At 52.3% G+C, this 24760-nt stretch carries 24 protein-coding genes; all 24 read right to left on the bottom strand.

Annotated features, from left to right (window positions below):
- Window positions 1-15 precede the first annotated feature (15 nt).
- Window positions 16-369 (bottom strand): response regulator, encoded by a 354-nt coding sequence (locus tag GIW82_RS07300; RefSeq protein WP_154749183.1) that lies wholly within the window; start codon window positions 367-369, stop codon window positions 16-18.
- 1215 nt (window positions 370-1584) lie between these two features.
- Window positions 1585-3180: a CTP synthase gene (locus GIW82_RS07305; RefSeq protein WP_154749184.1), complete on the bottom strand. Its 1596-nt coding sequence runs from the start codon at window positions 3178-3180 to the stop codon at window positions 1585-1587.
- 157 nt (window positions 3181-3337) lie between these two features.
- Complete coding sequence (gene rpoE / locus GIW82_RS07310; protein WP_154749185.1) at window positions 3338-3898, bottom strand: DNA-directed RNA polymerase subunit delta; 561 nt, start codon at window positions 3896-3898, stop codon at window positions 3338-3340.
- A gap of 63 nt (window positions 3899-3961) precedes the next feature.
- Window positions 3962-4123 (bottom strand): hypothetical protein, encoded by a 162-nt coding sequence (locus tag GIW82_RS14700; RefSeq protein WP_195913980.1) that lies wholly within the window; start codon window positions 4121-4123, stop codon window positions 3962-3964.
- Window positions 4124-4306: 183 nt separating this feature from the next.
- Complete coding sequence (icmF, locus tag GIW82_RS07315; RefSeq protein WP_154749186.1) at window positions 4307-7558, bottom strand: fused isobutyryl-CoA mutase/GTPase IcmF; 3252 nt, start codon at window positions 7556-7558, stop codon at window positions 4307-4309.
- Window positions 7559-7561: 3 nt separating this feature from the next.
- On the bottom strand, window positions 7562-8206 hold the full coding sequence (locus GIW82_RS07320) for a TetR/AcrR family transcriptional regulator (protein ID WP_154749187.1): 645 nt from the start codon (window positions 8204-8206) through the stop codon (window positions 7562-7564).
- Window positions 8207-8221: 15 nt separating this feature from the next.
- Window positions 8222-9361, bottom strand: a complete 1140-nt coding sequence (locus GIW82_RS07325; protein ID WP_154749188.1) for an acyl-CoA dehydrogenase — start codon at window positions 9359-9361, stop codon at window positions 8222-8224.
- Between the two features lie 15 nt (window positions 9362-9376).
- Window positions 9377-10513, bottom strand: coding sequence for an acyl-CoA dehydrogenase (locus GIW82_RS07330; RefSeq protein ID WP_154749189.1), 1137 nt, complete (start codon window positions 10511-10513; stop codon window positions 9377-9379).
- A 16-nt stretch (window positions 10514-10529) separates the two neighbouring features.
- A complete protein-coding gene (locus GIW82_RS07335) occupies window positions 10530-11381 on the bottom strand; it encodes a 3-hydroxybutyryl-CoA dehydrogenase (RefSeq protein WP_154749190.1) in 852 nt (283 codons plus the stop codon).
- 2 nt (window positions 11382-11383) lie between these two features.
- A complete protein-coding gene (locus GIW82_RS07340; RefSeq protein WP_154749191.1) occupies window positions 11384-12577 on the bottom strand; it encodes an acetyl-CoA C-acetyltransferase in 1194 nt (397 codons plus the stop codon).
- A 41-nt stretch (window positions 12578-12618) separates the two neighbouring features.
- Window positions 12619-12849, bottom strand: coding sequence for a hypothetical protein (locus tag GIW82_RS07345; RefSeq protein WP_154749192.1), 231 nt, complete (start codon window positions 12847-12849; stop codon window positions 12619-12621).
- Between the two features lie 26 nt (window positions 12850-12875).
- Window positions 12876-15026, bottom strand: a complete 2151-nt coding sequence (locus GIW82_RS07350) for a (Fe-S)-binding protein (protein WP_154749193.1) — start codon at window positions 15024-15026, stop codon at window positions 12876-12878.
- 275 nt (window positions 15027-15301) lie between these two features.
- On the bottom strand, window positions 15302-15982 hold the full coding sequence (locus tag GIW82_RS07355; RefSeq protein ID WP_154749194.1) for an alpha-ribazole-5-phosphate synthase: 681 nt from the start codon (window positions 15980-15982) through the stop codon (window positions 15302-15304).
- Complete coding sequence (locus tag GIW82_RS07360) at window positions 15979-16452, bottom strand: ECF transporter S component (RefSeq protein ID WP_154749195.1); 474 nt, start codon at window positions 16450-16452, stop codon at window positions 15979-15981. Before GIW82_RS07360 ends, GIW82_RS07355 begins: the two co-directional genes overlap by 4 nt.
- Window positions 16449-17039: a cob(I)yrinic acid a,c-diamide adenosyltransferase gene (locus tag GIW82_RS07365; RefSeq protein ID WP_154749196.1), complete on the bottom strand. Its 591-nt coding sequence runs from the start codon at window positions 17037-17039 to the stop codon at window positions 16449-16451. The genes GIW82_RS07360 and GIW82_RS07365 overlap by 4 nt, the downstream gene beginning before the upstream one ends.
- On the bottom strand, window positions 17036-17437 hold the full coding sequence (locus GIW82_RS07370) for a bifunctional adenosylcobinamide kinase/adenosylcobinamide-phosphate guanylyltransferase (RefSeq protein WP_154749197.1): 402 nt from the start codon (window positions 17435-17437) through the stop codon (window positions 17036-17038). The genes GIW82_RS07365 and GIW82_RS07370 overlap by 4 nt, the downstream gene beginning before the upstream one ends.
- On the bottom strand, window positions 17377-17973 hold the full coding sequence (locus GIW82_RS07375) for a histidine phosphatase family protein (RefSeq protein WP_154749198.1): 597 nt from the start codon (window positions 17971-17973) through the stop codon (window positions 17377-17379). The genes GIW82_RS07370 and GIW82_RS07375 overlap by 61 nt, the downstream gene beginning before the upstream one ends.
- Entirely contained in the window at window positions 17946-18716 is a 771-nt protein-coding gene (gene cobS / locus GIW82_RS07380; RefSeq protein ID WP_154749199.1) for an adenosylcobinamide-GDP ribazoletransferase, read from the bottom strand. The genes GIW82_RS07375 and cobS overlap by 28 nt, the downstream gene beginning before the upstream one ends.
- A 21-nt stretch (window positions 18717-18737) precedes the next feature.
- Complete coding sequence (locus GIW82_RS07385) at window positions 18738-19286, bottom strand: bifunctional adenosylcobinamide kinase/adenosylcobinamide-phosphate guanylyltransferase (RefSeq protein ID WP_154749200.1); 549 nt, start codon at window positions 19284-19286, stop codon at window positions 18738-18740.
- On the bottom strand, window positions 19268-20347 hold the full coding sequence (gene cobD, locus GIW82_RS07390; protein WP_154749201.1) for a threonine-phosphate decarboxylase CobD: 1080 nt from the start codon (window positions 20345-20347) through the stop codon (window positions 19268-19270). The genes GIW82_RS07385 and cobD overlap by 19 nt, the downstream gene beginning before the upstream one ends.
- The gene (cbiB, locus tag GIW82_RS07395) at window positions 20334-21287 is read right to left on the bottom strand and encodes an adenosylcobinamide-phosphate synthase CbiB (RefSeq protein WP_154749202.1); all 954 of its coding nucleotides are present in this window, start codon (window positions 21285-21287) and stop codon (window positions 20334-20336) included. Before cbiB ends, cobD begins: the two co-directional genes overlap by 14 nt.
- Window positions 21281-22744 carry an adenosylcobinamide amidohydrolase gene (locus tag GIW82_RS07400; RefSeq protein WP_154749203.1) on the bottom strand — a complete coding sequence of 488 codons (1464 nt, stop codon included), beginning with the start codon at window positions 22742-22744 and terminating at the stop codon, window positions 21281-21283. Before GIW82_RS07400 ends, cbiB begins: the two co-directional genes overlap by 7 nt.
- Before the next feature lies 1 nt (window position 22745).
- A complete protein-coding gene (locus GIW82_RS07405) occupies window positions 22746-23738 on the bottom strand; it encodes a FecCD family ABC transporter permease (protein ID WP_370456128.1) in 993 nt (330 codons plus the stop codon).
- Window positions 23731-24717 carry an ABC transporter substrate-binding protein gene (locus tag GIW82_RS07410; protein WP_154749204.1) on the bottom strand — a complete coding sequence of 329 codons (987 nt, stop codon included), beginning with the start codon at window positions 24715-24717 and terminating at the stop codon, window positions 23731-23733. The genes GIW82_RS07405 and GIW82_RS07410 overlap by 8 nt, the downstream gene beginning before the upstream one ends.
- Window positions 24718-24760: the final 43 nt, after the last annotated feature.

Raw genomic sequence — 24760 nt, forward strand, 5'->3', positions numbered from 1 at the left:
CTTTCGCAGTTAAGGTCACAAAAGACCCTTGACTGCTTCGAGTAATTCGAAGGCATCGAACGGCTTGATGAAATAGAGCGAAGCGCCATTCGCCATGGCTTCTTCGATGAGAGCGGGCTCGCCGAATGCGGTCATCATGATGACTGCGGCTTTCTGATCATTGGCTTTCAATTGCTTGAGGATCCCGATGCCGTCCATTCCGGGAATTTTCATATCCAATAATATGACATCGGGATTCGCGGCCGCGGCTTTGTCCAGCGCTTCGGGGCCGTTCGCTGCAAGGACTGTTTCCATACCTTCTGCCGAGAACAGTTCCTGCAAAAGAAGGCGGATGCTTTTGCGGTCGTCGACGATTAAAATGGTTTTCATGTAAAACGCCTCCTGTCTCCACTGTAGACGGTGGATGGGTTTAAGCCAAGTAAAATGAAAGGGAGTGAGGGTGTCGCATGGGGAAAACGCTTGTGGCTTAAGGACATGGTTCCCGGGTGTTTCTTAAGTATCCACTGCGTCGCTTCGAACAGGGCTCCCGGAAGAAGCCAAGCTGAGGAACGCTCGTCTTCTTCCTCCGCCCAGTCCAAACCATCTCCTCCGCTTTGGGTGTGGGTTAATTGTTGGAGAATAATCACCAGTGTTTCATTCTAACGATATTGTTGAGGTAAATATTCGGGCGGCTGACTGCGTAGACCGCTGGAGTTCTTAGTTGGCGTGTTGAAGAGTGAACTCGGGTGCCGCATGGGGAAAACGCTTGTGGCTTAAGGACATGGTTCCCGGGATAAGCTGAGCTAAGAACCGCTCATCTTATCCCTCCACCATGTCCAGGCCAGCCACTTCGCTGGGTGTAGGTGAAGTGGAAGTGAGTTGTCGTCGGTGTTTCTTTCTAATTTCAATGTTTCATAGTTGCTTGGCGGCTGACTGCGTAGGCCGCTGAGTTCTAATTTGGTGAGTGAAAGTGAGTAAAGGGCGTCTCATAGTATTTCGCTTCGTCGCTTCGGACAGGGCTCCCGGAAGAAGCCAAGCTGAGGAACGCTCGTCTTCTTCCTCCGCCCAGTCCAAACTATCTCCTACGCATTGAGTGTGGGTTAATTGTTGGAGAATAATCACCAGTGTTTCATTCTAACGATATTGTTGAGGTAAATATTCGGGCGGCTGACTGCGTAGACCGCTGGAGTTCTAATTTCAGGTGTAGAAAAGTGAGTGGGAGAGATTCATTTTTGTCGAGTTACTACTTGAGCTGCGTGAGTTACTACTTGGCGTCAAATCGAGCATGAAAACTGAACTCAACTCCTACTATACGATGCCTTCTGATCGAAAGCGACGATGGCTGATACGCCTAGATTACCCAGATTCCCAACATTCTATCCCTCTACCGTTATAGAAGAAGCTGAGCCGCAATGGAAGAGTGAGCACGTTGGAGGGGTAAAGCTAAGACGAGACCCCGCAGGTTGCGCAGCAGCCGAGGTGGCTCGGCTCAGCGCCTCTAACGTGGGAAACTCTGAAATGGAGGTCGGCCGGACTCTGATTTAGTCAATCCCCTAATCAAAAAACCGTCCCCTACCATTTCTGGTGTGAGGGCGGTTCGGTTGGTTAGTTTTCGAGTGATGCTTTGATGAACTCGCGGAATAGTGGCTGCGGGCGTGTCGGACGCGAGATGAATTCCGGGTGGAACTGGCAAGCCAGGAACCATGGGTGGTCTTCGATCTCGATGATTTCGACAAGACGGCCGTCCGGGCTCGTGCCAGAGAACTTGAAGCCTGCCGCTTCAAATTGCTCGCGGAATTCGTTGTTGAACTCGTAGCGGTGACGGTGGCGTTCGTATACCAATTCTTCTCCATATGCTTGGTCCGCTTTTGAATCTTTTTGCAGTTTTGCCGGGTACAGGCCAAGGCGCAGTGTGCCACCGAGGTCTTCGACGTCTTTTTGTTCCGGCAACAGATCGATGACCGGGAACGGTGTCAGGGCGTTCAGCTCTGAAGAGTGTGCGCCTTCGAGACCAAGTACGTTGCGTGCAAATTCGACGGAAGCCAGCTGCATGCCAAGGCAAATCCCGAAGAATGGCAGGTTGTTTTCACGCGCATAGCGGATCGCGGAAATTTTCCCTTCGACGCCGCGGTCTCCGAAGCCACCTGGAACGATGACGCCGTCACAGCCTTGCAGTTTTTCAGCGATGTTGGCATCGTTGACGTGTTCTGCATTGATCCATTCGACTTTCACTTCTGCGTCGTGTGCGAAAGCAGCATGTTTCAACGATTCGACAACCGAGATGTAGGCATCTTGCAGTTCGACATATTTACCGACAAGGCCGATGCGGACTGTTTTCGACAAGGATTTCACGCGATCAACCAGTGCGTTCCATTCCGTCATGTCCGCTTCCGGTGCTTCGATGCCGAAGTGGTCTAGGACGATCTGGTCCATATGCTGTTCTTGGAGACGAAGCGGCATTTCATAAATGACATCGACGTCACGCGATTCGATGACTTCTTCCGGTTTGATGTCGCAGAACAAAGCGATTTTGTCTTTCATGTCTTGTGGGACTGGCTGCTCTGTGCGCACGACGATCAAGTTTGGCTGAATCCCGAGGCTGCGCAGTTCTTTTACACTGTGCTGTGTCGGTTTTGTTTTCATTTCACCGGCTGCGCCAAGGAATGGGATGAGTGTACAATGGATGTACATGACATCTTCGCGACCTAGGTCCGAACGCATTTGGCGGATGGCTTCAAGGAATGGCAAGGATTCGATATCCCCGACTGTACCGCCGATCTCCGTGATGACAACGTCAGCTTTTGCTGTTTTCGCAGCGCGCAGCAGACGGTCTTTGATTTCGTTCGTGATGTGCGGGATAACTTGGACTGTGCCGCCAAGATAGTCGCCGCGGCGCTCTTTCTTGATGACTGTCGAGTAGACTTTCCCTGTTGTTACGTTCGAGTATTTGTTCAAGTTGATATCGATGAAACGTTCGTAGTGGCCAAGGTCCAGATCCGCTTCCGCGCCGTCATCTGTAACGAATACTTCCCCGTGCTGGTACGGGCTCATTGTGCCCGGGTCAATGTTGATATATGGGTCGAACTTCTGGATGGTTACGCTTAAGCCCCGGTTTTTTAGAATGCGGCCGAGTGATGCAGCAGTGATGCCTTTGCCAAGTGATGAAACGACGCCACCTGTTACGAAAATATACTTCGTCATGATTGTTTTCCCTCCTAAATATGAAAAAATAAAAGCGCCCCCGCCTGCTATTGCAGGGGGAGCGCGTAAACTGTGAGTTTCGTCTCTCCGATTTTTCGGAGCCCAGTAAAATCCTACCCGAGTACAGCCACGGAAGTCAAGGGAAAAAAGATTCAGTTTACTTAAGGTCGTCTTCCTCTTCTTCGTCTTCTTCATCGATAATGTTGCCGTCCATGTCTTCTACAAGCACATCAACGTCCACTTCATCTTCGTCATCGTCTTCGTCGAAGTTCAATGGCTCAGCTTTTACAGCTGGTGCAAGATCATCTTCGTCGTCTTCCTCTTCATCATCTTCTTCGACAAAATCGTCTTCGAGCAGTTCGTCTTCAAGTTCCAGCTCTTCCACGTCATCGAAGTCGTCTTCCACCACTTTTTTCTTCTTCTTGCGGACTTTCACTGTTGGTGCAGACTCTTCTTCGATCTGTTCAACCGGGTACCATTCGCGCAAGCCCCAGCGGTTCTCGCCAAGGATGAGGAAACGGCCATCGATGTTCATATCTGTATAAAATTGTCCAAGTTTCGGCTTCGAATCTTCTCGTGTCCAACCGAGCAATTTCTCCACTTCTTCGACGATTTCTAGAAATAATTTCGTTTCGTGTGTTTCTTCCAATAGTGAAAAAGCAAGGTCGACGAACGACTCTTCCTTCAACTCTTCTTGTGACAATTCCCGAATGTTCAAATTGTGCACATCCCTTCTACAGTCATTAACTCTATCCATTATATACAAAGTCCATGCGCTCCGCTAGCGCGAGTTCTTTTTTCTGCTCCGTATTTGTGTCCAACCGAAATAAAATAGGTAAAAAGACAAAATCAAGAAAGGCACGGCGCCGAATGCTTGGTTGTACAGGAAAACCGTCAGGATGATGCAAAGAATGATGATGATGTAATGGGCTGATTTCGGCATTCTGCACATCCTTCGTCTTTGTAGTCACTATTAGTTTATTATACCGGACAGTCACCGTTAAATCGACCGGCTCCTGACCCTGATCAGCGAATAAGCAAAAAAATGATGGAGGAAACAGCTTCCCCTCCATCATTTTCCGCTCCGCACCGAGCCTACCCTTTTAAGAGCACAGCTTGATCCGTCTTACATATTGCGGCGATACTGCCCGCCCACTTCGTAAAGTGCTTGTGTGATTTGGCCAAGACTCGCCACTTTCACTGTTTCCATCAATTCCGCGAAAATATTGCCGCCTGTTTTTGCAACTTCTTTCAGGCGTGTAAGTGCTTCGTCCGAATCATGGCGCTCCTGGAATGCGCGGAGATTGCGGATTTGTGTTTCTTTCTCTTCTTTCGTTGCACGCGCGATTTCCATCGCGTTGATGTCGTCATCCGACTGCGGATTCGGGTTCAAGTATGTGTTGACCCCGATGATCGGCAATTCGCCGGTATGCTTCTTCATCTCGTAGAACATCGACTCTTCTTGGATCTTGCCGCGCTGGTATTGCGTTTCCATCGCACCAAGTACGCCGCCACGGTCGTTGATTGCATCGAATTCCTTCAATACAGCCTGCTCGACCAGTTCTGTCAGCTCTTCGATGATGAATGCGCCCTGCAGCGGGTTTTCGTTCTTCGAAAGTCCGTGCTCTTTCGTGATGATCATCTGGATCGCCATCGCACGGCGGACGGATTCTTCCGTCGGTGTCGTGATCGCTTCGTCGTATGCGTTCGTGTGCAGCGAGTTCGTGTTGTCCTGCAACGCCATCAATGCTTGCAGCGTTGTCCGGATGTCATTGAAGTCGATTTCCTGTGCATGCAGGCTGCGGCCTGATGTCTGGATATGGTACTTCAGCTTTTGGCTGCGTTCGTTCGCGCCGTATTTATCGCGCATGACAATCGCCCAGATGCGGCGCGCCACTCGACCGATGACCGTGTATTCCGGATCGAGACCATTCGAGAAGAAGAACGACAAGTTCGGAGCGAAGTCATCGATGTTCATGCCACGGCTCAAGTAGTATTCCACGTAGGTGAAACCGTTCGCGAGCGTGAACGCCAATTGTGAAATCGGGTTTGAACCAGCTTCCGCGATGTGATAGCCGGAAATGGAGACCGAATAGTAGTTTCGTACTTTTTGGTCGATGAAGTACTGCTGGATATCGCCCATCATGCGCAGCGCGAATTCCGTCGAGAAGATACAGGTGTTTTGTCCTTGGTCTTCTTTCAGGATGTCCGCTTGCACAGTACCACGGACGACTTGCAGCGTCGCTTCACGGACTTCCGTGAATTCTTCCATCGTTAATGTGCGGCCCAGCTCTTCTTCTTTGACTTTGACTTGCTGATCGACAGCCGTGTTCATGAACATCGCAAGGATGATCGGAGCCGGTCCGTTGATCGTCATCGAAACGGATGTCGATGGTGCACATAGATCGAAGCCGTCATACAGCTTCTTCATGTCTTCCAGTGTACAGATCGACACACCGGACTCGCCGACTTTCCCGTAAATGTCCGGGCGCTCGTCCGGGTCTTCCCCGTAAAGCGTCACCGAGTCGAATGCAGTGGACAGACGTTTCGCATCATCGTCTTTCGACAAGTAGTGGAAACGGCGGTTCGTGCGCTCAGGAGTTCCTTCACCCGCAAACTGGCGCTTCGGATCTTCTCCAGTCCGTTTGAACGGGAAGACGCCTGCTGTGTAAGGGAAAGAACCTGGTACGTTCTCTGCGAAAACCCAGCGAAGGATTTCGCCGTAGTCTTCGAATTTCGGCAATGCAACACGTGGAATTTTCAGTCCTGACAAGCTTTCCGTACGTAGCACTGTACGAATTTCCTTGTCGCGGATTTTCGTCACAAGCTCATCGCCAGAGTACGACTCCTGCAATGCTTTCCAGTTGCCAAGAATGCGCTTGGATTCTGCTGTCAGCTCTTCACGGACCACTTCCGCAAGAGATTCAAGCGACTGGATCAATGCGTCTTCCGGAGAAGTTTCCTTAACTGCAGCCAGTGCCCCTTCCAATTGGAACAGGCGGCGCGCAAACTTCACTTGCTCAGCGGATTTCGCATGGTAGCCACGGATCATTTCCGCGATTTCGCGCAAGTAGAAACGGCGGTCGTTCGGAATGATCATGTTTTCTTTTTGTGTTTTCGCAAATTGCTCATAGTCCGTAGACCAGTCCGTGTCGCACTTTTCGTTGACTGTAGAAACGAGCGCTGCGAATAGTGAGTTCGTTCCTTTGTCGTTGAACTGGCTGGCAATCGTGCCGTACACCGGCATGACGTCCAAGTCTTTGTCCCATAGCAAGTGACTGCGCTGATACTGCTTCTGCACTTGGCGAAGCGCATCTTCTGAGCCTTTTCGTTCGAATTTATTAATGACAATCAAGTCAGCGAAGTCGATCATATCGATTTTCTCAAGCTGTGATGGTGCACCGAATTCACTCGTCATCACGTACATCGAAACGTCCGAGAACTTCGTGATAGCCGCGTCCCCTTGGCCGATCCCGCTCGTCTCGACGATGATCAAGTCATAGCCTGCAGCTTTGACGACATCAAGGACATCGCTAAGCGCTGCCGAAACTTCCGAGTGCGAACCACGTGTCGCCAAGCTCCGCATGAAGACTCGTTTGTTGAAGATCGCGTTCATCCGGATCCGGTCGCCAAGCAGTGCTCCACCCGTCTTCTGTTTCGTCGGGTCGATGGACAGGATCGCAATGTTCTTGTCCGGCAGCTCCGATAGGAAACGACGGATCAATTCGTCCGTCAATGAACTCTTACCAGCTCCACCCGTACCTGTAATCCCGAGTACCGGCGTGTTTTTCGAACGTGCACGTACTGTTTGGAGCAACTGCGCTGTATCGACATCGCGTGTGTGCGCTTCTTCAGCCGTCGTGATCAAGTTCGCAAGAATTTCCGGACGGTCGACTGATAGTTCGTCGATCTCCACGTCTTTGGAAGCCGTCGAGAAGTCACTCTCCTCCACGATTTCTTGGATCATTCCTTCCAGGCCTTTCTGGCGACCGTCTTCTGGTGAGAAGAGGCCCGTGATGCCGTACTCGTGCAATTCCTTGATTTCACGTGGCAAGATCACCCCGCCGCCACCGCCGAAAATCTTGATGTGCGGTGCGCCGCGTTCCTGCAAGAGATCGTACATGTACTTGAAGTATTCCACGTGACCGCCTTGGTATGAGGAGATCGCAATTCCTTGCACATCTTCCTGGATCGCAGCGTTGACCACTTCTTCCACCGAACGGTTATGTCCGAGGTGAATCACTTCTACGCCTTTTGACTGCAAAATGCGGCGCATGATGTTGATGGATGCGTCGTGTCCGTCGAACAAGCTTGATGCGGTTACGAAACGGACGTGGTTTGTCGGTTTATAAACTTGAGTTTCTTTCGCTACTGCCATTTATTATTCAACCTCCTGTTTAAACTGTGATTTCCCTGCCATCCCCTGCAAAAGAAATTTTGTTTGTAGCTCGATATATTCTCCGATCGTGAAATCGCGCAATGCCCATCTGCGGAACGCCCACATTTGCCCTTGGACGAACAAGTGATGGGACATCAGCTCGACTTCCCTCTCTGTCATGGTGAGATCTCCGTTGACAACACATTCTTTCAAGAGTCGGGAGAAAATCGCCATCATTTCGAGCTCTTTCGTCAATACGTAACGAAGTGCATCTTTCGGCAATGATTTGGATTCCTGGTACATGACGACAAATTCATCCTGCATTTCGTCGACCAGCATGAAATAATGACCAACCGCCGTCGCCAACACTGAAAGCGAACCGCTCTCACTGTCCAGCCGGTTCAGACGGGCATGCACTTCGTCGTAGATCGAGTCACAGACCAGATAGAGCACATCCTCTTTCGTCCGGATGTATTCATACAATGTCCCGATCGAAAAACCGGCTGCTTTCGCGATTTCGCGTGTAGTCGTACGGTGAAACCCTTTTTCCTTGAACAGCATGACCGCGCCGCGGATCATTTGAGCACGGCGCTTCTCGATCAAGCTTTCATCTTTGACGGAGGATTGTATTTCACGTTTCCGAGTCATCGGCTTCCCCTCCGTTTACTTTGTAACCATCCGGGAAATGACGAGACGCTGGATTTCCTGCGTGCCTTCATAGATTTGCGTGATTTTCGCATCGCGCATGTAACGTTCCACCGGATAGTCTTTCGTGTAGCCGTAACCGCCGAATACTTGAACCGCTTCGACTGTCACTTTCATTGCTGTGTCGCCGGCCATCAATTTCGCCATTGCGGACTCTTTGCTGTAAGACAATTTGTTCGTTTCAAGCCATGCTGCTTGGTACGTCAATAGACGTGAAGCTTCGATCTGTGTCGCCATGTCCGCCAACTTGAACGATACGCCTTGGTTCGCAGCGATCGGCTTACCGAATTGCTCACGCTCTTTCGCGTAGCCTACTGCAGCGTCCATTGCGCCTTGTGCGATTCCGACAGCTTGTGCTGCGATGCCGTTACGGCCGCCGTCAAGTGTCTGCATTGCAATCTTGAACCCTTGTCCTAGCTCGCCAAGCATGTTTTCTTTTGGTACGCGGCAGTTATCGAAGATGATTTCTGTTGTCGGGCTTGAGCGGATGCCGAGTTTTTTCTCTTTCTTCCCGACCGAGAAGCCTTCGAAGTCTTTCTCGACGATGAACGCTGTCGTTCCTTTATGCTTCGATTCCGGATCTGTTACTGCGAAAACGACATATGTGTCTGCGATGCCGCCGTTCGTGATGAAGATCTTCGAACCGTTCAATACGTAGTGATCGCCGTCTTCTTTCGCTGTTGTCTTCATCGAGCCAGCGTCAGAACCTGCTGCGGGCTCAGTCAAGCCGTAAGCACCGATTTTCTTGCCTTCCGCCATCGGACGAAGGTACTTCTTCTTCTGCTCTTCTGTTCCGAAAGTGTATACAGGCCAACCTGCAAGTGAAGTGTGGGCAGATAGGACAACGCCGACAGATGCATCAACGCGTGACAATTCTTCTACTGCGATACAGTATGCCAAGTAGTCTGAACCGATGCCGCCGTACTCTTCCGGCCAAGGGATTCCTGTTAGGCCAAGCTCAGCCATCTTGTCGAAAATTGCCATGTCGAATGTTTCGTTTTCGTCACGCTCTTCAGCTGTTGGGGCTACTTCTTTCGTCGCGAAGTCTCGCACCATTTTACGGATCATTTCATGTTCTTCAGATAGTTGAAAGTTCATTGTTCATTCCTCCGATTATTTAAGTAGTTGTTTGCTGATAACGATTCGTTGAATTTCACTCGTGCCTTCGTAGATTTCCGTCACTTTCGCGTCACGGAACAGGCGCTCGACCGGATAGTCTTTCGTGTAGCCGTAACCGCCATATACTTGGACCGCTTCGATCGAAATATCTGTCGCTGCTTTGGAAGCGAACAGCTTCGCCATCGATGCTTCTTTGTTACAGTCTTTGCCGTTCGCGTAAAGATCCGCTGCGCGGTAAACAAGCAATTTCGCTGCTTCGACTTGCGTCGCCATATCTGCGAGCTTGAAGCCGATGCCTTGCTGCTGTGCGATCGGTTTGCCGAACTGCTCACGCTCTTTCGCGTAAGCGACTGCGTATTCGTATGCCGCTTCCGCAATGCCGAGTGCTTGCGCTGCGATGCCGATACGTCCTGTGTTCAAGTTCGCCATGGCGATCGAGAACCCTTTGTTTTCTTCGCCGAGCATGTTTTCCGCCGGCACTTTCATATTATCGAACGTCAGTTGCACCGTGCGTGAGCCGTGTAGCCCCATCTTCTTCTCGTCTTTCCCGATTACAAGGCCCGGGTAGTCTTTCTCGACGATGAATGCTGAGATGCCACGTGATCCCGCTTCCGGCTTCGTCGATGCGAAGACGATGTACGTGTCCGCTTCTCCGCCGTTCGTGATGAATACTTTCGAGCCGTTCAAGACGTAGTGGTCGCCGTCGCGGACCGCCTTCGTCTTCAAGCTACCTGCATCCGAGCCTGCTGCCGGTTCTGTCAGACAGAACGCGCCGAGGTACTCGCCGCTCGCAAGCTTCGGTACATACTTCTGGATCTGCTGTTCGTTGCCGAAGTTCAAGATCGGGTTCGTCCCGACTGAAGTGTGCACCGACAAAATGACGCCGACTACTGCACTCGCCTTCGACAATTCATGAATCGCCGTGATGTATGAAGTGAAATCCATTCCGGAACCGCCGTGCTCTTCAGGGACTGTGATGCCCATCAAGCCGAGTTCGCCCATCTTCTTCAAAATGTCAGTCGGGAAAATCCCTTCTTCCATCTTCTCGACAAATGGTGTGATTTCTTCCCGCGCAAAGTCGCGCACCATATTCCGCATCATCTGCTGTTCTTCTGTCCATCGTAATTCCATAATTGTCCTCCTTGTTTCAGCTATATTCGTAGAAGCCTCGTCCAGTTTTCTTGCCTAGCCATCCTGCTTTCACGTATTGGCGTAGTAACGGGCTCGGACGGTATTTGCTGTCGCCGAATCCTTCATGGAGCACTTCCATGATGTATAGGCACGTGTCCAGTCCGATGAAGTCCGCAAGCTGAAGCGGTCCCATTGGGTGGTTCATACCGAGTTTCATAATATCGTCGATCGCTTCTTTCGTCGCAACCCCTTCTTGCAAAGTGAAGATCGCTTCGTTGATCATTGGCATCAAGACGCGGTTCGCAACGAATCCTGGGAAATCGTTTACTTCAACCGGTACTTTCGAAAGCTTCTTCGTCATTTCTTCGATCTGCTCGTATACTTCGTCGGAAGTTGCCAGTCCGCGAATGATTTCGACAAGCTTCATAACCGGTACCGGGTTCATGAAGTGCATCCCGATGACTTGTTCCGGACGGTTCGTCGCTGCTGCGATTTCCGTGATCGGTAGTGAAGATGTGTTCGAAGCAAGAATCGTATGCTTCGGCGTCACTTCGTCCAATGTTTTGAAAATGCTTTGTTTGATTTCCATATTTTCGACAGCTGCTTCGATGACAAGGTCCACGTCGCTCGCGTCTTTCAAGTCAAGTGAAGAAGTGATGCGGCCAAGAACTGCTGTTTTCTCTTCTTCAGTCATACGGCCTTTCTCAACGTTCCGGCTAAGGTTCTTCGTGATGACGCCGATGCCGCGGTCGTAAGCTTCTTGTTTCATATCGTTCAATTTCACCGTATAGCCTGCTTGCGCACAAACTTGTGCGATGCCTGAGCCCATTTGGCCGGCACCGATCACCATTATGGTTTGAATCGTCATATTCATTTTTCCTCCTTTGGCACTTCGATCATGATGGCATCCCCTTGGCCTCCGCCTGAGCAGATGGCTGCGATGCCGATGCCCCCGCCGCGGCGTTTCAATTCGTATGCGAGTGTCAGAATGATACGCGAGCCGCTCGCCCCGATCGGATGGCCAAGTGCGACCGATCCGCCGTTGACGTTGACTTTGTCTTGATCAAGCGATGCGATTTGAGCTGATGCAAGTGCGACTGCCGCAAACGCTTCGTTGATCTCGAACAAGTCGATTTCATCCAATGACTTGTTTGTTTTCTTCAATAGTTCATTGATGACGATGCCCGGTGTTTCCGGGAAACGATGTGGTTCGATCGCGATTTCCGTATGACCAAGGATGGTTGCAAGCGGTTGCTTGCCTTCCTTCGCCGCACGTTCATCGCTCATCAAGACCAGCGCTGCTGCTCCGTCATTGATGCCCGGTGCGTTCCCAGCTGTGATCGTGCCGTCTTTGCCGAAAGCTGGCTTCAGTTTCGCCAGTGATTCGATTGTCGAGTTCGCACGGACCGATTCGTCAGTGTCGACTTTTACCGGATCCCCTTTGCGCTGTGGAATCTCGATTGCGACGATCTCTTCTGCAAAACGGTCTTTCGCTTCCGTCGCCAGTTTATGCGAGCGAACTGACCACTCGTCTTGCGCTTCACGCGTCAGATTGAAATCTTCGGCTGTGGAATTTCCGTACGTGCCCATGTGGACTTTGTCGGGATGGAATGAGCAGGACAAGCCGTCGTGGACCATGCCGTCGATGACAGTTGCATCGCCCATGCGAAGCCCCCACCGTGCTTTCGGCAAATAGTACGGTGCATTCGACATGGATTCCATGCCGCCCGCTACGATGACTTCCTCGTCGCCGAGGCGGATGATCTGGTCCGCAAGTGTGACACTGCGTAGACCGGATGCGCATACTTTGTTGATCGTTTCGGATTTCACGTTGTACGGGATGCCCGCTTTATAAGCAGCTTGGCGTGATGGAATCTGGCCTTGGCCTGCTTGCAGGACGTTCCCCATGATGACTTCCTGCACTTGTCCAGGTTCTACTCCGGCACGATTAAGTGCTTCTTTGATCGCTTGTGCTCCAAGGTCGCTTGCTGAAAGTGTACTGAGCGCGCCTCCGAATTTTCCGAATGCGGTTCTTGCTCCGTCCAGAATGACTGTTTTAGGCATAGCATTTCTCCTCCTTGTTTTGAAAACGTTTGCACATGACGCTAAAAAATATAAATATTGGGCGGATTCCTGAGAATCGCTGATAAACGGTGAAAAATCGCCGAAAAACTCCAGAAAACCGCTGATAAATCAAGATCGAGGATCCGCTTCGCTAGCTTCGTCGCAAACGCATCGGCCGAACTCCCTTCGGCTAATGCGTTGACTGAACGCTCGCTCGGCGACTGGGCAAGAGAAAAGGGAGCATGCACTCCCTTTCCCTTTTTTTCTATCATATCTGAATTTTCCGGCCCTTGCAATGTTATTGAACAGGCTGTAATTCTTTTTCTTGCATTGGAGCAGCTGATCCGTAGATCGACATTTCCAGAAGTTCGGCAACGTCGTACGTTCCGACTGTCTCGTCGACTTCTTTCGCTTTCGTCCCATCCGAAAGCATCGTCAAGCAGTACGGGCACCCGGACGAGATGATCGTCGGGCTTACTTCGAGTGCTTGCTCAGTACGGGCAACGTTGACACGGTGGCCAGCGTCTTCTTCCATCCACATCATCCCGCCGCCTGCGCCACAGCACATGCCGTCCTGGCGGTTACGGACCATCTCGACCAGCTCGACGCCTTCGATCGCTTTCAGGATTTCACGCGGTGCATCGTATACGTCGTTGTAACGACCGAGGTAACACGAGTCATGGAACGTAATTTTTTCGTGTACCGGGAATTGTGGTTTTAAGCGGCCGTCCTGGACGAGCTCGAATAGCATTTCCGTATGGTGGTAAACTTCGGCTTCGAATCCGAAGTCCGGATATTCGTTTTTAAAGATGTTGTAAGCGTGCGGGTCAATTGTAACGATTTTCTTGACGTCCGCTTTTTCAAACTCGCTGATGTTCGCTGTCGCCAACTCCTGGAACAGGAACTCATTTCCGAGACGACGCGGTGTATCACCAGAGTTTTTCTCTTTGTTTCCGAGAATCGCGAATTTCACTCCCGCTTCGTTCATCAGGCGGGCAAAGCTCATCGCGATCTTTTGCGAACGGCTGTCGAATGCACCCATCGAACCGACCCAGAAGAGGAATTCGAATTCTTCACCGGCTTTTTTCATTTCTTTCACTGTCGGGATGTGAACGTCCGGGTTCGCATCTCTCCAGTTTTCTTTCTCTTTGCGGTTCAGCCCCCAAGGGTTCCCCTGCTTCTCGATGTTTGTCATCGCGCGCTGTGCGTCTTTGTCCATTTTTCCTTCCGTCATGACAAGGTAACGGCGTAGGTCGATGATTTTATCAACGTGCTCGTTCATAACCGGACATTGGTCTTCACAGTTACGGCAAGTTGTACATGCCCAGATTTCTTCTTCTGTGATGATGTCGCCGATCAAGCTCGGGCTGTAGATGTCTTCAATGATTGCACCTTCAGCGCCAGCTGCCATCGCCAGTTGGTTCCCTTGCGTGTTGCCGAAAGCCATTGCTGGAACCCATGGCTTCTTCTGTGTCATGACGGCACCAGTGTTCGTCAAGTTGTCACGAAGCTTCGTGATCAAGTCCATCGGAGACAGCATCTTACCTGTTCCGGTTGCCGGACACATATTCGTGCATCGCCCACACTCTACACATGCGTAGAAGTCGAGCATTTGCGTTTGCTTGAAATCAGTGATTTTCCCTACACCAAATGTCGGCATCGCGTCCGGATCGTCTTCATCCGCATCTTCCAATGCTTCAAAATCGATCGGCTGCAAGCGGCCAACGTGGTCCGTACGGTGGAACCAAGTGTTCACCGGACCGAACAGCAAGTGCGCGTGCTTCGATTGCGGCACGTAAACCAGGAACGTCAAGAGGATCAATAAGTGAATCCACCACATGACGTAGAAGATCGATGCTGCAGCTACTTCAGGCAGCCATTGGAATGCCATCGCGATAACAGATGCGACCGGTTCACTCCAAGTTCCTTCGTGACCGTGCCAGATCAACGCCATTCCGTTACCTGCAAGCACTGTCACCATCAAGCCACCGATGAAAATCAAGACGAGACCGGACTTGAATCCGCGCTTCAGACGGACAAGCTTCTCGACGTAACGGCGGTAGAACGCCCAAACAACCGCTACAAGAATCGTCAATGTAACAATTTCCTGGAAGAACGTGAATGCCGGGTAGAGCGGGCCAAGCGGCAAATGCGCTTCCGGCGAAAGCCCTTTGATGATGAAGTCCAAGGCACTCAGCTGCACCAACAGGAATCCGTAGAAGAACATGACGTGGATCGTTCCACTCTTCTTATCCTTCATCAATTTCTTCTGGCCGAATACGTTGACCATGACTTTTCTGATTCGTTCGTTGAAGTTATCTTCAACTTCCACTTTCTGCCCAAGCTTTATGTAATCGTATCTGCTCTTTAAAAGGTAAATGAACAAATAGACCCCATATACTACTACAGCCAGGAACAGAATCCAATTCGCAATGAGCAATGGCTCCATCGTGCAGTCCCCCTTGTGAATATATTCTAATAATTCCTTATGACAAAGTGTACGGAATATTTCTCCGCTTGTCGATGCTAATTTCTATCATAATAATGAATGAGCATTCAGTCAACAAGGAATTTGAAAAGGCTTTCTATTTTTTGAAAATAGATTCTTCTCCAGTTTAGCACACACTAACCAACGCTCCATAAGAAATTTTTCCCAATCGCAAAACTGGAATCCTTCCTCGCAAAAAAGCCCGGCAGCCTAATCGACGGCTGCCGGGCTCTTCCCTATGATTCAAACTGGAGTGCAACGAATTCAGCACCGAAATGCTGCATCGCCGCTCCAACTTTCTCAACCGCAACACCAATTAAAACAGATGTACCCGGTCCACCAGATGTGGACGAGTCGATACGTTCAATCGATGTAGGCTTCTTCCCAATCATGCGCTCCGCTTCCGACGCGACGCCTTGCGAACCGACCGGCCAAACGCGTTCAGCAAGACCGCCTTCAATCGCTTCTTGAATCACCTTCAAGTCCGCCACTCGGTCCTTCTCGAGAAGGACACGTTGTCCGACGAGCGGGACGCCATAAAGGAACCAATGCAGTCCTTCCGTTGTCACCGCGCGCTTCCTTTTCCCAAGCAACGTAACGGAAACTGCGGATTGCATCGTCTCCATATTTGTTTCGGAGCTGCCGGAAATCGGCGGGCACGGAATTCCTGCTTGGCTGAATAATTGTTCGATCCCTTCGACGTAACGATGCCAATGAGCATCACCACTGAAGTTTTGAAGAAGTACGGCTTCCGGCTCACTGCCTGCCGCCCATTGTTCGAGCAGGGCGACGCGGGCTGCGAAGTTAGCCGTCACCTCGTCCGGTGCTGCAACAACATCTGCAGGCTTCTCCCCGATGGCCGCAGAATTGTCCGTCGTGATGATCCAATCGCCGAGTGCCAAAGCGTTGCGCGTCATTGGGTTGCCATCCTCGCTTTCAGGACGAACGGCATGACAAGTGCCGCCACGACAGCATTAATCATTGCCGCAAGGAGAAGTCCAGGCACTGCTGCGTAGAAAAATGCCGGTGACAGGATGAAGTAAAACGGAATCGCTGCGATGATGCCGTTGCCGATAATGAAGACTGGCCAGATCAAGAACTTCGCCCCTTTTTGGTGCATCAAGGCGAAAATGAAGATGATGGCCGCCATCTCGATTCCGATCACCGCATGCATTGGTCCGAGTGGGAATCCACCCGACAGCGCTGACAATAAATGACCAAGGCCGCCGACCGCTGCAGCGAGCGCAGGAGATAGGATGAATGCGGCGACGAGCGCCGGCATCGCATCCATTGCGATCGAAGCAGGACCGAGCGGAATTTTCACCATGCCACCAACAGCCGAAAGTGCGATGAACAAAGCCGTCAGCGTCAATGTGCGCGTATTCATTCCTTCTTATCCTTGCCGCGTCCGCCATTTTTGAAGACGACTTCGCCGCGGATATACTCCGTATCCGGGATACCGCTCCGTGAGTTCACGACGCGTGACGCTGCGAATAAATAATCCGACAGGCGGTTCAAGTATTGACGCACGACCGGTGGATAATCACCGCCCGCTTTCGCGAGTGTTACCGTCTGACGCTCTGCACGGCGCGCGATAGTGCGGGCAATATGCAACGTTGCTGCAGCCGGTGAACCTCCTGGCAAAATGAAACGTTCAAGCGGCGCTGGTTCTTGCACCAACACGTCGATGCGCTCCTCGAGCACTTCGACCGCTTGTTCCGTCAATTTGTAGTTCGGTTCTTTCCTCACGTCCGACAAGTCGCCGCCGCAGTCGAACAATTCGTTTTGAATCGCCGTCAAGTCTTCGCGTAAGTCTTTGAAAAGCTCGGGATCCAATTCCGTGATTGCTTTGCCGATGAACGAATTCAGCTCATCCGTCGTGCCGTATGCTTCTACGCGTGGGTCGTCCTTATCCGTTCGCGCACCGATCAAGCTGGTCTTTCCGCCATCCCCTGTTTTCGTGTAAAGTTTCATGTCCATCCGTCCCCTTTCAAATTTTCAGGCAGGCCGTACCAAATCCTTGTAATGCTCTGTGCTTCTTTGAACAACAATTGATAAATCCGTCCCGTGGCATCGCGCCATTGCCGGTCCAATGGGTCGAGTGGAACGATGCCCCGGCTGATGTCCGTCAAGATCCATATATGTATGTTTACTTGCTGCTTATCGAGCGCGCCTTGCACTTGTTTCACGATGTGCGCTTCTGACGCGCCTTGTTCCAGCTGGCCGTAAATCCACTCCTCCAAACCAGTGGTCACTGTTGTGTGATTCGATGCTTCCGGCAAAATCTCCTCGTACCAGTCGACTTGGCCAGTCAGTCGGTCTTGGACGAATTGCCGTTTGCCGTTAAATGCACCTCCGAAAACGATATGCATGGCTGTCCCTCCTCGAATGCATGCCGGCTCGTCCACGTGAGACGGTACCGGTAGCCGTGGCGCACGATTTGTTGTGCGAATTCTTCTTTCAAAGCCTTGGCGATCAAGTAGCGGATCGGTCCGCCGTGCGCGACGACGATGCAAGAAGAAGTGTCCGGCAATTTTAAAACAGCGCGGTCGACCCGCTCCGCCATCTCCGTCAAGCTTTCGCCGCCAGGAGGACGGTGAAGCTCCGGGTCATCAATCCACTGCCGGTAATGCAGATCCGCCTTCAGCTGGTCGTACGTCTTCAGCTCCCAGTCACCGAAATGGCATTCCCGGAAATCCGGGTCCGCGGTGTATTCGGCATTCGGGAACAAAACCGCTGCAGTTTCCCGGCAGCGTACTAAGTCGCTTCCCCACACACGGGTGGCCTTCTCATCCTGAGCGCCAATGAATGGGAGGACCGATTCGTCCGTCCAGCCGAGATAGCGCTTCTCGCGGTTACTCTCGGTCGGTGCGTGGCGAATCAGATCAAGAGTAAAAGAACGATCCATAGCACCAATTCAGCTCCTTCCACACCCGCTCCGAACAAATCGCCGGTCATCCCGCCAAAATGCTTCTTGCACCAGCTGCCGTAAAGAAAAGCGAACAGTGCCATCGCTGCAAATACGGCGATGGCGAGCAGCCATTGTGTCGTCAGCACGAGAATGATTGCACCAATGATCGTATAAACGACCGTTGCAGCCACTAGCTTCCCCCGGTTCGCATGCTGCTGGAAATAAGCCGCAAGTCCGGTCGTCTTGGCGCTTTTCACCGAAGCGAAAAGAATCAGTAAGACGATCCGCGCTGCGAACGGAATCGCGATGACGGCCGCGAGCGGAACAGCTTCCACGATTTCTGCCACTAGGATGATTTTCCCGACGACAAAGAACAACAGGACCATGACGCCGAATGCACCGATGCGCGGATCTTCCATGATCGCAAACCGTTTTTCCCGGTCACGGTAAGAGAAGAACGCATCACCCGCATCCGCCAGGCCGTCGAGGTGAAGACCGCCCGTCAGGACAACCGCCCCTAAGACAATGACAAATGCCGTTAGCAGTGAGCTGATGTCAGTGAACTCCTTCATTCCGAACAGCGCGAGCGCAACGATGCCACCGAGCCCTATGCCCACTGCTGGCAGCGCCATATACATCGCGGTAATATCGGAGCGCTCCATCCGGACTTCACGCCGAATGGGCAGCACCGTAAAAAACTGGAGCGCCAGCAACATGCCGTTTTTCAGTGAGGCGAGCATTTGCCCCGCCTCCTCCCTCTATCATTTCCTGTGAAACGCCAGTCCGCTTTCCATTTCAATCGCTTGCACCGCTTCACTCGCGAGCCAAATGTGAATGCGGCCGAGCCATCTTTGGTAGGACGGATCCTTGATTGGCTCATCCAGTACTTCGTTCGAGACGATGACGAACAGCGAGGCGCGAACGCGGATGCGAGCGATGGTCATTTGCAACTCCTGCCACTTCCGTTCCATGCAACCTTCCGTTTCCACGCACGGCGTCCCGTGCTCCCAGCCTGCGTACAATTCGTTCGCAAGCCACGTCGTCACGCAGTCCCATAAAACGGCTGCGCCTTCTGGAATATCTTCGACCACTCTTTCAAACTTCACCTGCGCTTCGATTGTCGTCCAACCGTCAAACTGGCGGTCACGCCGGTGCTTGTGTATGCGTTCGTCCATTTCAGCGTCGCCTTTTTGGCCGCTCGCAAGGTATAAGCGCTCACTGCTGCCGTGTTCCCGGATCAGTTTCTCAGCATAAGCACTTTTCCCGCTTCGGACGCCGCCGCTGATGAAGATCAATTCGCTTCCAGCCATGCATTGATCGCTCCCCTCAGTTCCGCCATCCCTTCCGGTGTTTTCATGCCGACGCGGAACCACTCCCCGTCCATGCCCGCGAAGTTCCGCGTATGGCGAAGGACGATGCCCGTCTGAAGCATGTCCGTGAAGAACTTCTCAGCGTCACAGTCTCCCGGCAAACGGAAAACAAGGAAGTTGACGGCTGAGTCTGTGACGATGCAGCCGTGGCTACGGAGAAATGCGGTCATTTCTTCCCGTTCCACTTTCGCACTGCGCTGTACTTCTTGACGGTACGCTTCTTCCTTGAAGCAATTCGTCCCGATTTCGGCAGCTAACGCATTGACGTTCCAATGGGCCGCTGCGGCAGTCAGTTCGTCGAGGAGCTTCGGTTCGGCCAGTACATAGCCGAGACGTAGACCTGCGATGGCGTACATTTTCGTCATCGAACGGACGAGGATGACGTGCAGGAAGTCCGGTAAGTGCGGAGAAAACGAAAATTCCTCCCCGGCAAAATCGATGAACGCCTCATCGATGACCAACTCACAGTCGGCTCCCCCGCAAGCTTTTGCAAGTGTCGTCATTTCTTCCACCGTCAACAGTCGGCCAGTCGGATTGTGCGGATTGCAGATGTAGAGCGCGCTGCAGCCTTGTAAAGCCGCGCACACTTCCACTACATCCAGCTTCCAATCGGTGTCGGCCATCAATTGCACCGCCCGGATTTCCACACCTTCTGCTTCTAACGTCTTCCGATATTCCGAAAATGCCGGTTCGATCAACAAGACGCGCTTGTTCCGGTAACGTCTCGCAAGCCATGTAAAGATTTCCGCAGCACCATTCCCTGCCGCCGCCCATTCCTTCGAAAAGCCGTGATAGCTGGCAGCGGCGCTCCGAAACGGTTCCGCTTCTGCATCTGGGTAGCGATTGATTAAATCTTTCAACGCATCCCATCCACTGTCGACGAACGACGGCGGACCGAGCGGATGAACGTTCTCACTGAAGTCGATGATGCGCTTCGGCACTGCCATCCCGAGCCGCTCGTAAAGCCGGTTCGGGTTGGCGCCGTGGTCAGGCAAGTTCAATGCAGATTCCCCCTATCACAAGTAAAATGAAAAATCCGAGCGCTGCGATGTTCAAATGGCGGACCGATTCTTTAATGTGACGGGCTTCAAGCGCGTGGAGCGGTTCGCCCATCCGCGCCCGTTCTGAAGTGGTGCCGCCGTATGAATTGACGCCGCCAAGTTGCACGCCAAGCTGGACAGCAGTCGCCGCTTCCAGCCAGCCACTGTTCGGGCTCGGATGCTTGCGTGCATCACGGAGCCAGATGTAGAGCCGCTCTTTGAAAGGTCGGCTCGTGCTGTTTTTCGTCAGCAACAAAATCAGCAATCCCGTCATCCGGCTCGGGATGAAATTCAGGACGTCATCGAAACGGGCGGAGGCAAAGCCGAAACGTTCGAAACGTTCATTTTTGTACCCCACCATCGAATCGCACGTATTGACCGTCTTGTAAAGCCACAGCCCCGGCGCTCCGAGCAGAAACGCCCAGAACAGCGGAGCCGTCACGCCGTCGCCCGTATTCTCGGAAACGGTCTCGACCGTGCCGCGGACGATTTCGCTTTCGCTGAGATGTTCGGTATCACGCCCGACGATCCACGACAGCTTATTGCGTGCTTCCGGCAAATCGCCTGCAAGGAGCGGGCGGTGCACAAGAAGTCCAGCGTCTGCCAAGCTCTTCTGTGCCAGTCCGGATGCGATGAGCAGTGCTTCCACGATTAGTCCGATGCTCCAGTGAACGGCATAAGCTGCAGTGACGATTGCATAAACGATGGCAAACACGAGCACCACAGCAACTGCCACCATCGCAAATCCATTTCGGCATGCATGTGGGGGGTGGTTCCACTTTTTCGTCAGTCCGCTAATCAGTTTCCCGATGAAACGGACCGGATGCGGCCAGTTCGGCGGGTCCCCGATGATGCGGTCGAGCAACATGCCAAGCGCGATCGCCGCGAGATGGATCACCATTCAGCTTTCGCCTTTCGGCTGCGCCGTATCGCTTCCACCGTGCATGCAAATACGCCGGAGCCGACCAATTTTCCGAGGTCTGTGATCGGTCCGCCGTAAGGTAGTTCTTCACCTTGCTGTGTAGCCGCGACGAGACAGCTGTCAGTCGAAGTCCCCGTTGCAAGTGTCCCAGTCAGCGGATCACGGACATCTTCCTCGAAAAGCGCTTTCGTTTTCGCTTCGGTTGCTGTGATCATCGTCTGGATGAACGCTTCGTCGGTCAGGCAACCATTGACGAGCACCCACGTGTTTATGGTGCCGACATATCCCGGACGAGTCATCGCCTGCGAGACGTCGACCGCATTTCCGACACCTGCTGTCACCATGACGATGATGCTGCCGAACGCGCCTTCGAATTCTTTCACTACAGCATCTTCTGTATGGACTGCAGTCATCATGGCAACCGTGTTCGTCGTTTTGTAGCCGTGCTCACTGATGAACGTTTCCATTTCTTTCACACTGTCTTCGATGTTGTAATCGTAGCGGACGTGCCGGTTCATGAATGTACTGAACCAACCGGACCCTGCATTGACGACAGCGGAGGAAACCGTTTTCAACGGTACCGGACTTTCGTACAAAACGTAATCACTTGAAATCCGCATGTCCTCTGCGCTGATCCAAGCAGACGCAGCATTCCGTTTCACACCTGGCAATAGTGTAATCTGCGGCTTCGGCAATTCCGGATGCGGATGGTTGCTGACGCGCGTTCGGTAAACTTGCTCGATGGTCCCTTCTTTCACCACTTCATGGGGCTCCCCGATGCGGGCGATTTCCCCGTCTTCGAGCAGCAGCAATTCGTCGCAATACATGGCAGCCAAGTTGATGTCGTGGAAAATCGAGACGACCGTCAGCTCTTTTTCGATGGCCTGCTTTTTGATCGTATCGAGCAATTCCTTTTGGTGATTGATGTCGAGATGGTTCGTCGGTTCGTCAAGCAACAGAATCGGTGCGTCTTGGGCAAGTGCCTGCGCGACGAAGACCCGTTGCTGTTCGCCGCCCGACAATTGGTCGATGAACGTGTCTTTATAGGCAGTGATGTCCATCAGTTCCATGGCTGTGGTGACGGTTTGTTCATCTTCTTTCGACCACGATGAAAACCATCCCCTTTGGTGAGGGTAGCGGCCGAGCGCCACAGTTTCCTTGACTGTATGCGAAAAAGCGTGCGCATGAAGCTGCGGCAAGACGGCCATTTCACGCGCAATCTCTTTTGCCGAATAAGCGGAAATCAGTTGGCCACCGACTTTCACTTTTCCATTTTCGAACGGCAATGCACCACTGATCAACTTCATCAATGTTGATTTGCCGCTGCCATTCGGGCCGAGTATGCCGAGCATGCGCCCTTTTTCTACACGGAATGAGACATTCTTAACGATGGGTTCATCGCCATAGCCGCCTGATACATCTATGATTTCCAGCATGTCATGACCTCCTCTGGCGCTGGCGGAAGAAAATCCAGGCGAATACCGGCGCACCGATGAAGGCGGTGATGACGCCGATCGGCAATTCAGCCGGTGAAATGATGGTCCGCGACACAAGGTCACAGACGATCAATAGGGATGCCCCGTTCAAAAATGATAGCGGCAGCACATGGCGGTGATCCGCTCCCCATAAGAGCCGCGTCATATGTGGCACGACGAGACCAACGAAGCCGATCGTTCCGGAAACAGCGACGGCTGCACCAGTCAAAATTGAACCAGCGACCAGCACGAGCATTTTCCATTTGCGAACGTCGACACCGAGGTGCTGTGCGCGTTCTTCGCCGAACAGCATGGCATTCAGTTCGCGGCGGCATAGCCACAGTACGAATGAGCCGATCAAGATGAATGGTGCTGCCATCTGGACGTACGGCCACCCTCTCATCGAGACGCTGCCGAGCAACCAGCCGATGATTTGGCGCAGCTCCTCGCCTGTCAATGCGATCATCAGGGAAATGACCGAGCCGAGAAACGAGCTGAAGATGATCCCTGTTAAAATGACCGTTTCCATTTTCATCGAACGGTCGACAAGTCGTGCGAACGTGATGACACCGAGCATTGTCAGCAATGCGAAAACCATTGAGATGACCGGCAAGGTATACATGCCGAGGAACGGGATCGAGATACCGAAAAACAGCGTCATAACCGCTCCGACCGATGCACCGGAAGACACGCCAAGTGTATAGGGATCCGCCAGCGGGTTTTTCAGCAAGCCTTGGAACGCAGCACCGGCAATGGCAAGCGCCGCTCCGATCAGACCCGCGAGGACGACACGGGGCATCCGGATGTTCCATAAAATAGTGGCCGCCGTTTTGTCATACTCCGGGTTCCACAACACGCGCGGGGAAATGGCTGCTGTCCCGACTGTCACGCCGAGCACAATCACGCCCCCAAGTATGAGCAAGGAGACGAGATAGGCGGCAACGGTTTTACTCACTGAAGAGCTCCGGGTAGATAGCTTGTGCGATTTCCAGCAAGCCTTCTGTCAAACGTGGTCCTGGACGTGTCGTTCTGTCCGAATCCACTGCGTAAACGGCGTCGTCCTTCACAGCCTGTACATCAGCGAACCCGCCGCGCGTCTTGATCAATTCAATCGCGTCCGGTACGTAAGCCGCTTCCGTCGTCAAAATTACATCCGGATCTTTCGCAACGATCGCTTCCGGATCTAAGCTGATCCATCCTTCTTGATCGCCTGCCAAGTTTTCTGCACCAAGAAGGTTCAAGATTTCATCGATGAACGTGCCGCTTCCTGTCGTATAAATTTCAGGCGTGCTGCCGACTTCGACATAGACAAGCTTCGGCTCTCCCACTCCTGCAACCAGTTCTTCCACTTCTGCGACTTCCGCTCGCATCTCTTCGATGACTGCGTCTGCCTCTTCTGTAGCGCCCGCCACTTGACCGATGACCGAAATCGTTTCGTACGTCTCTTCGAAGTTGTTCGCTTCATCGACGATGTAAACCGTCAGACCTGCATCGCGGAGCTGCTGGTAGCCTTCCCCGCCTAAGCCAAGGCCACCTTCATGCCCTAACACTAAGTCCGGCTGCAAGCTGATGATTTTCTCCACGTTGAATTCCTGACCACCGATTTTTTCAATATCAGCGACTTCCGGTGGATAATTATCGAAATCAGAGACGCCGACTACTTTGTCATCCAGCTCCAGCTCGAACAGGATTTCCGTATTCGATGGTACCATCGAGACGATAACGGTCGGCTCTTCTTCGATGACCACTTCTTCAGCTGCTGCATCGGTCAACGTCAGCGGGTAGACGGAATCCTCCGCTTGTTGCGTTTGTGCTGAATCGGACGTTCCGCTTTCTTCAACTGGCGTCGCTTCCTCCATGCAACCTGCAAGAAAGAGCAGTGAAAGCCCCATCGCCCAACCGAATTTCTTTGTTTTCCCCCAAGTATGTCTCATGTTGTTCTCTCCCATTCCTGATAGTCTTACTGCTGCACAGCTG

The organism is Planomicrobium sp. YIM 101495, assembly GCF_009707665.1.
Taxonomy (GTDB): domain Bacteria; phylum Bacillota; class Bacilli; order Bacillales_A; family Planococcaceae; genus Planococcus.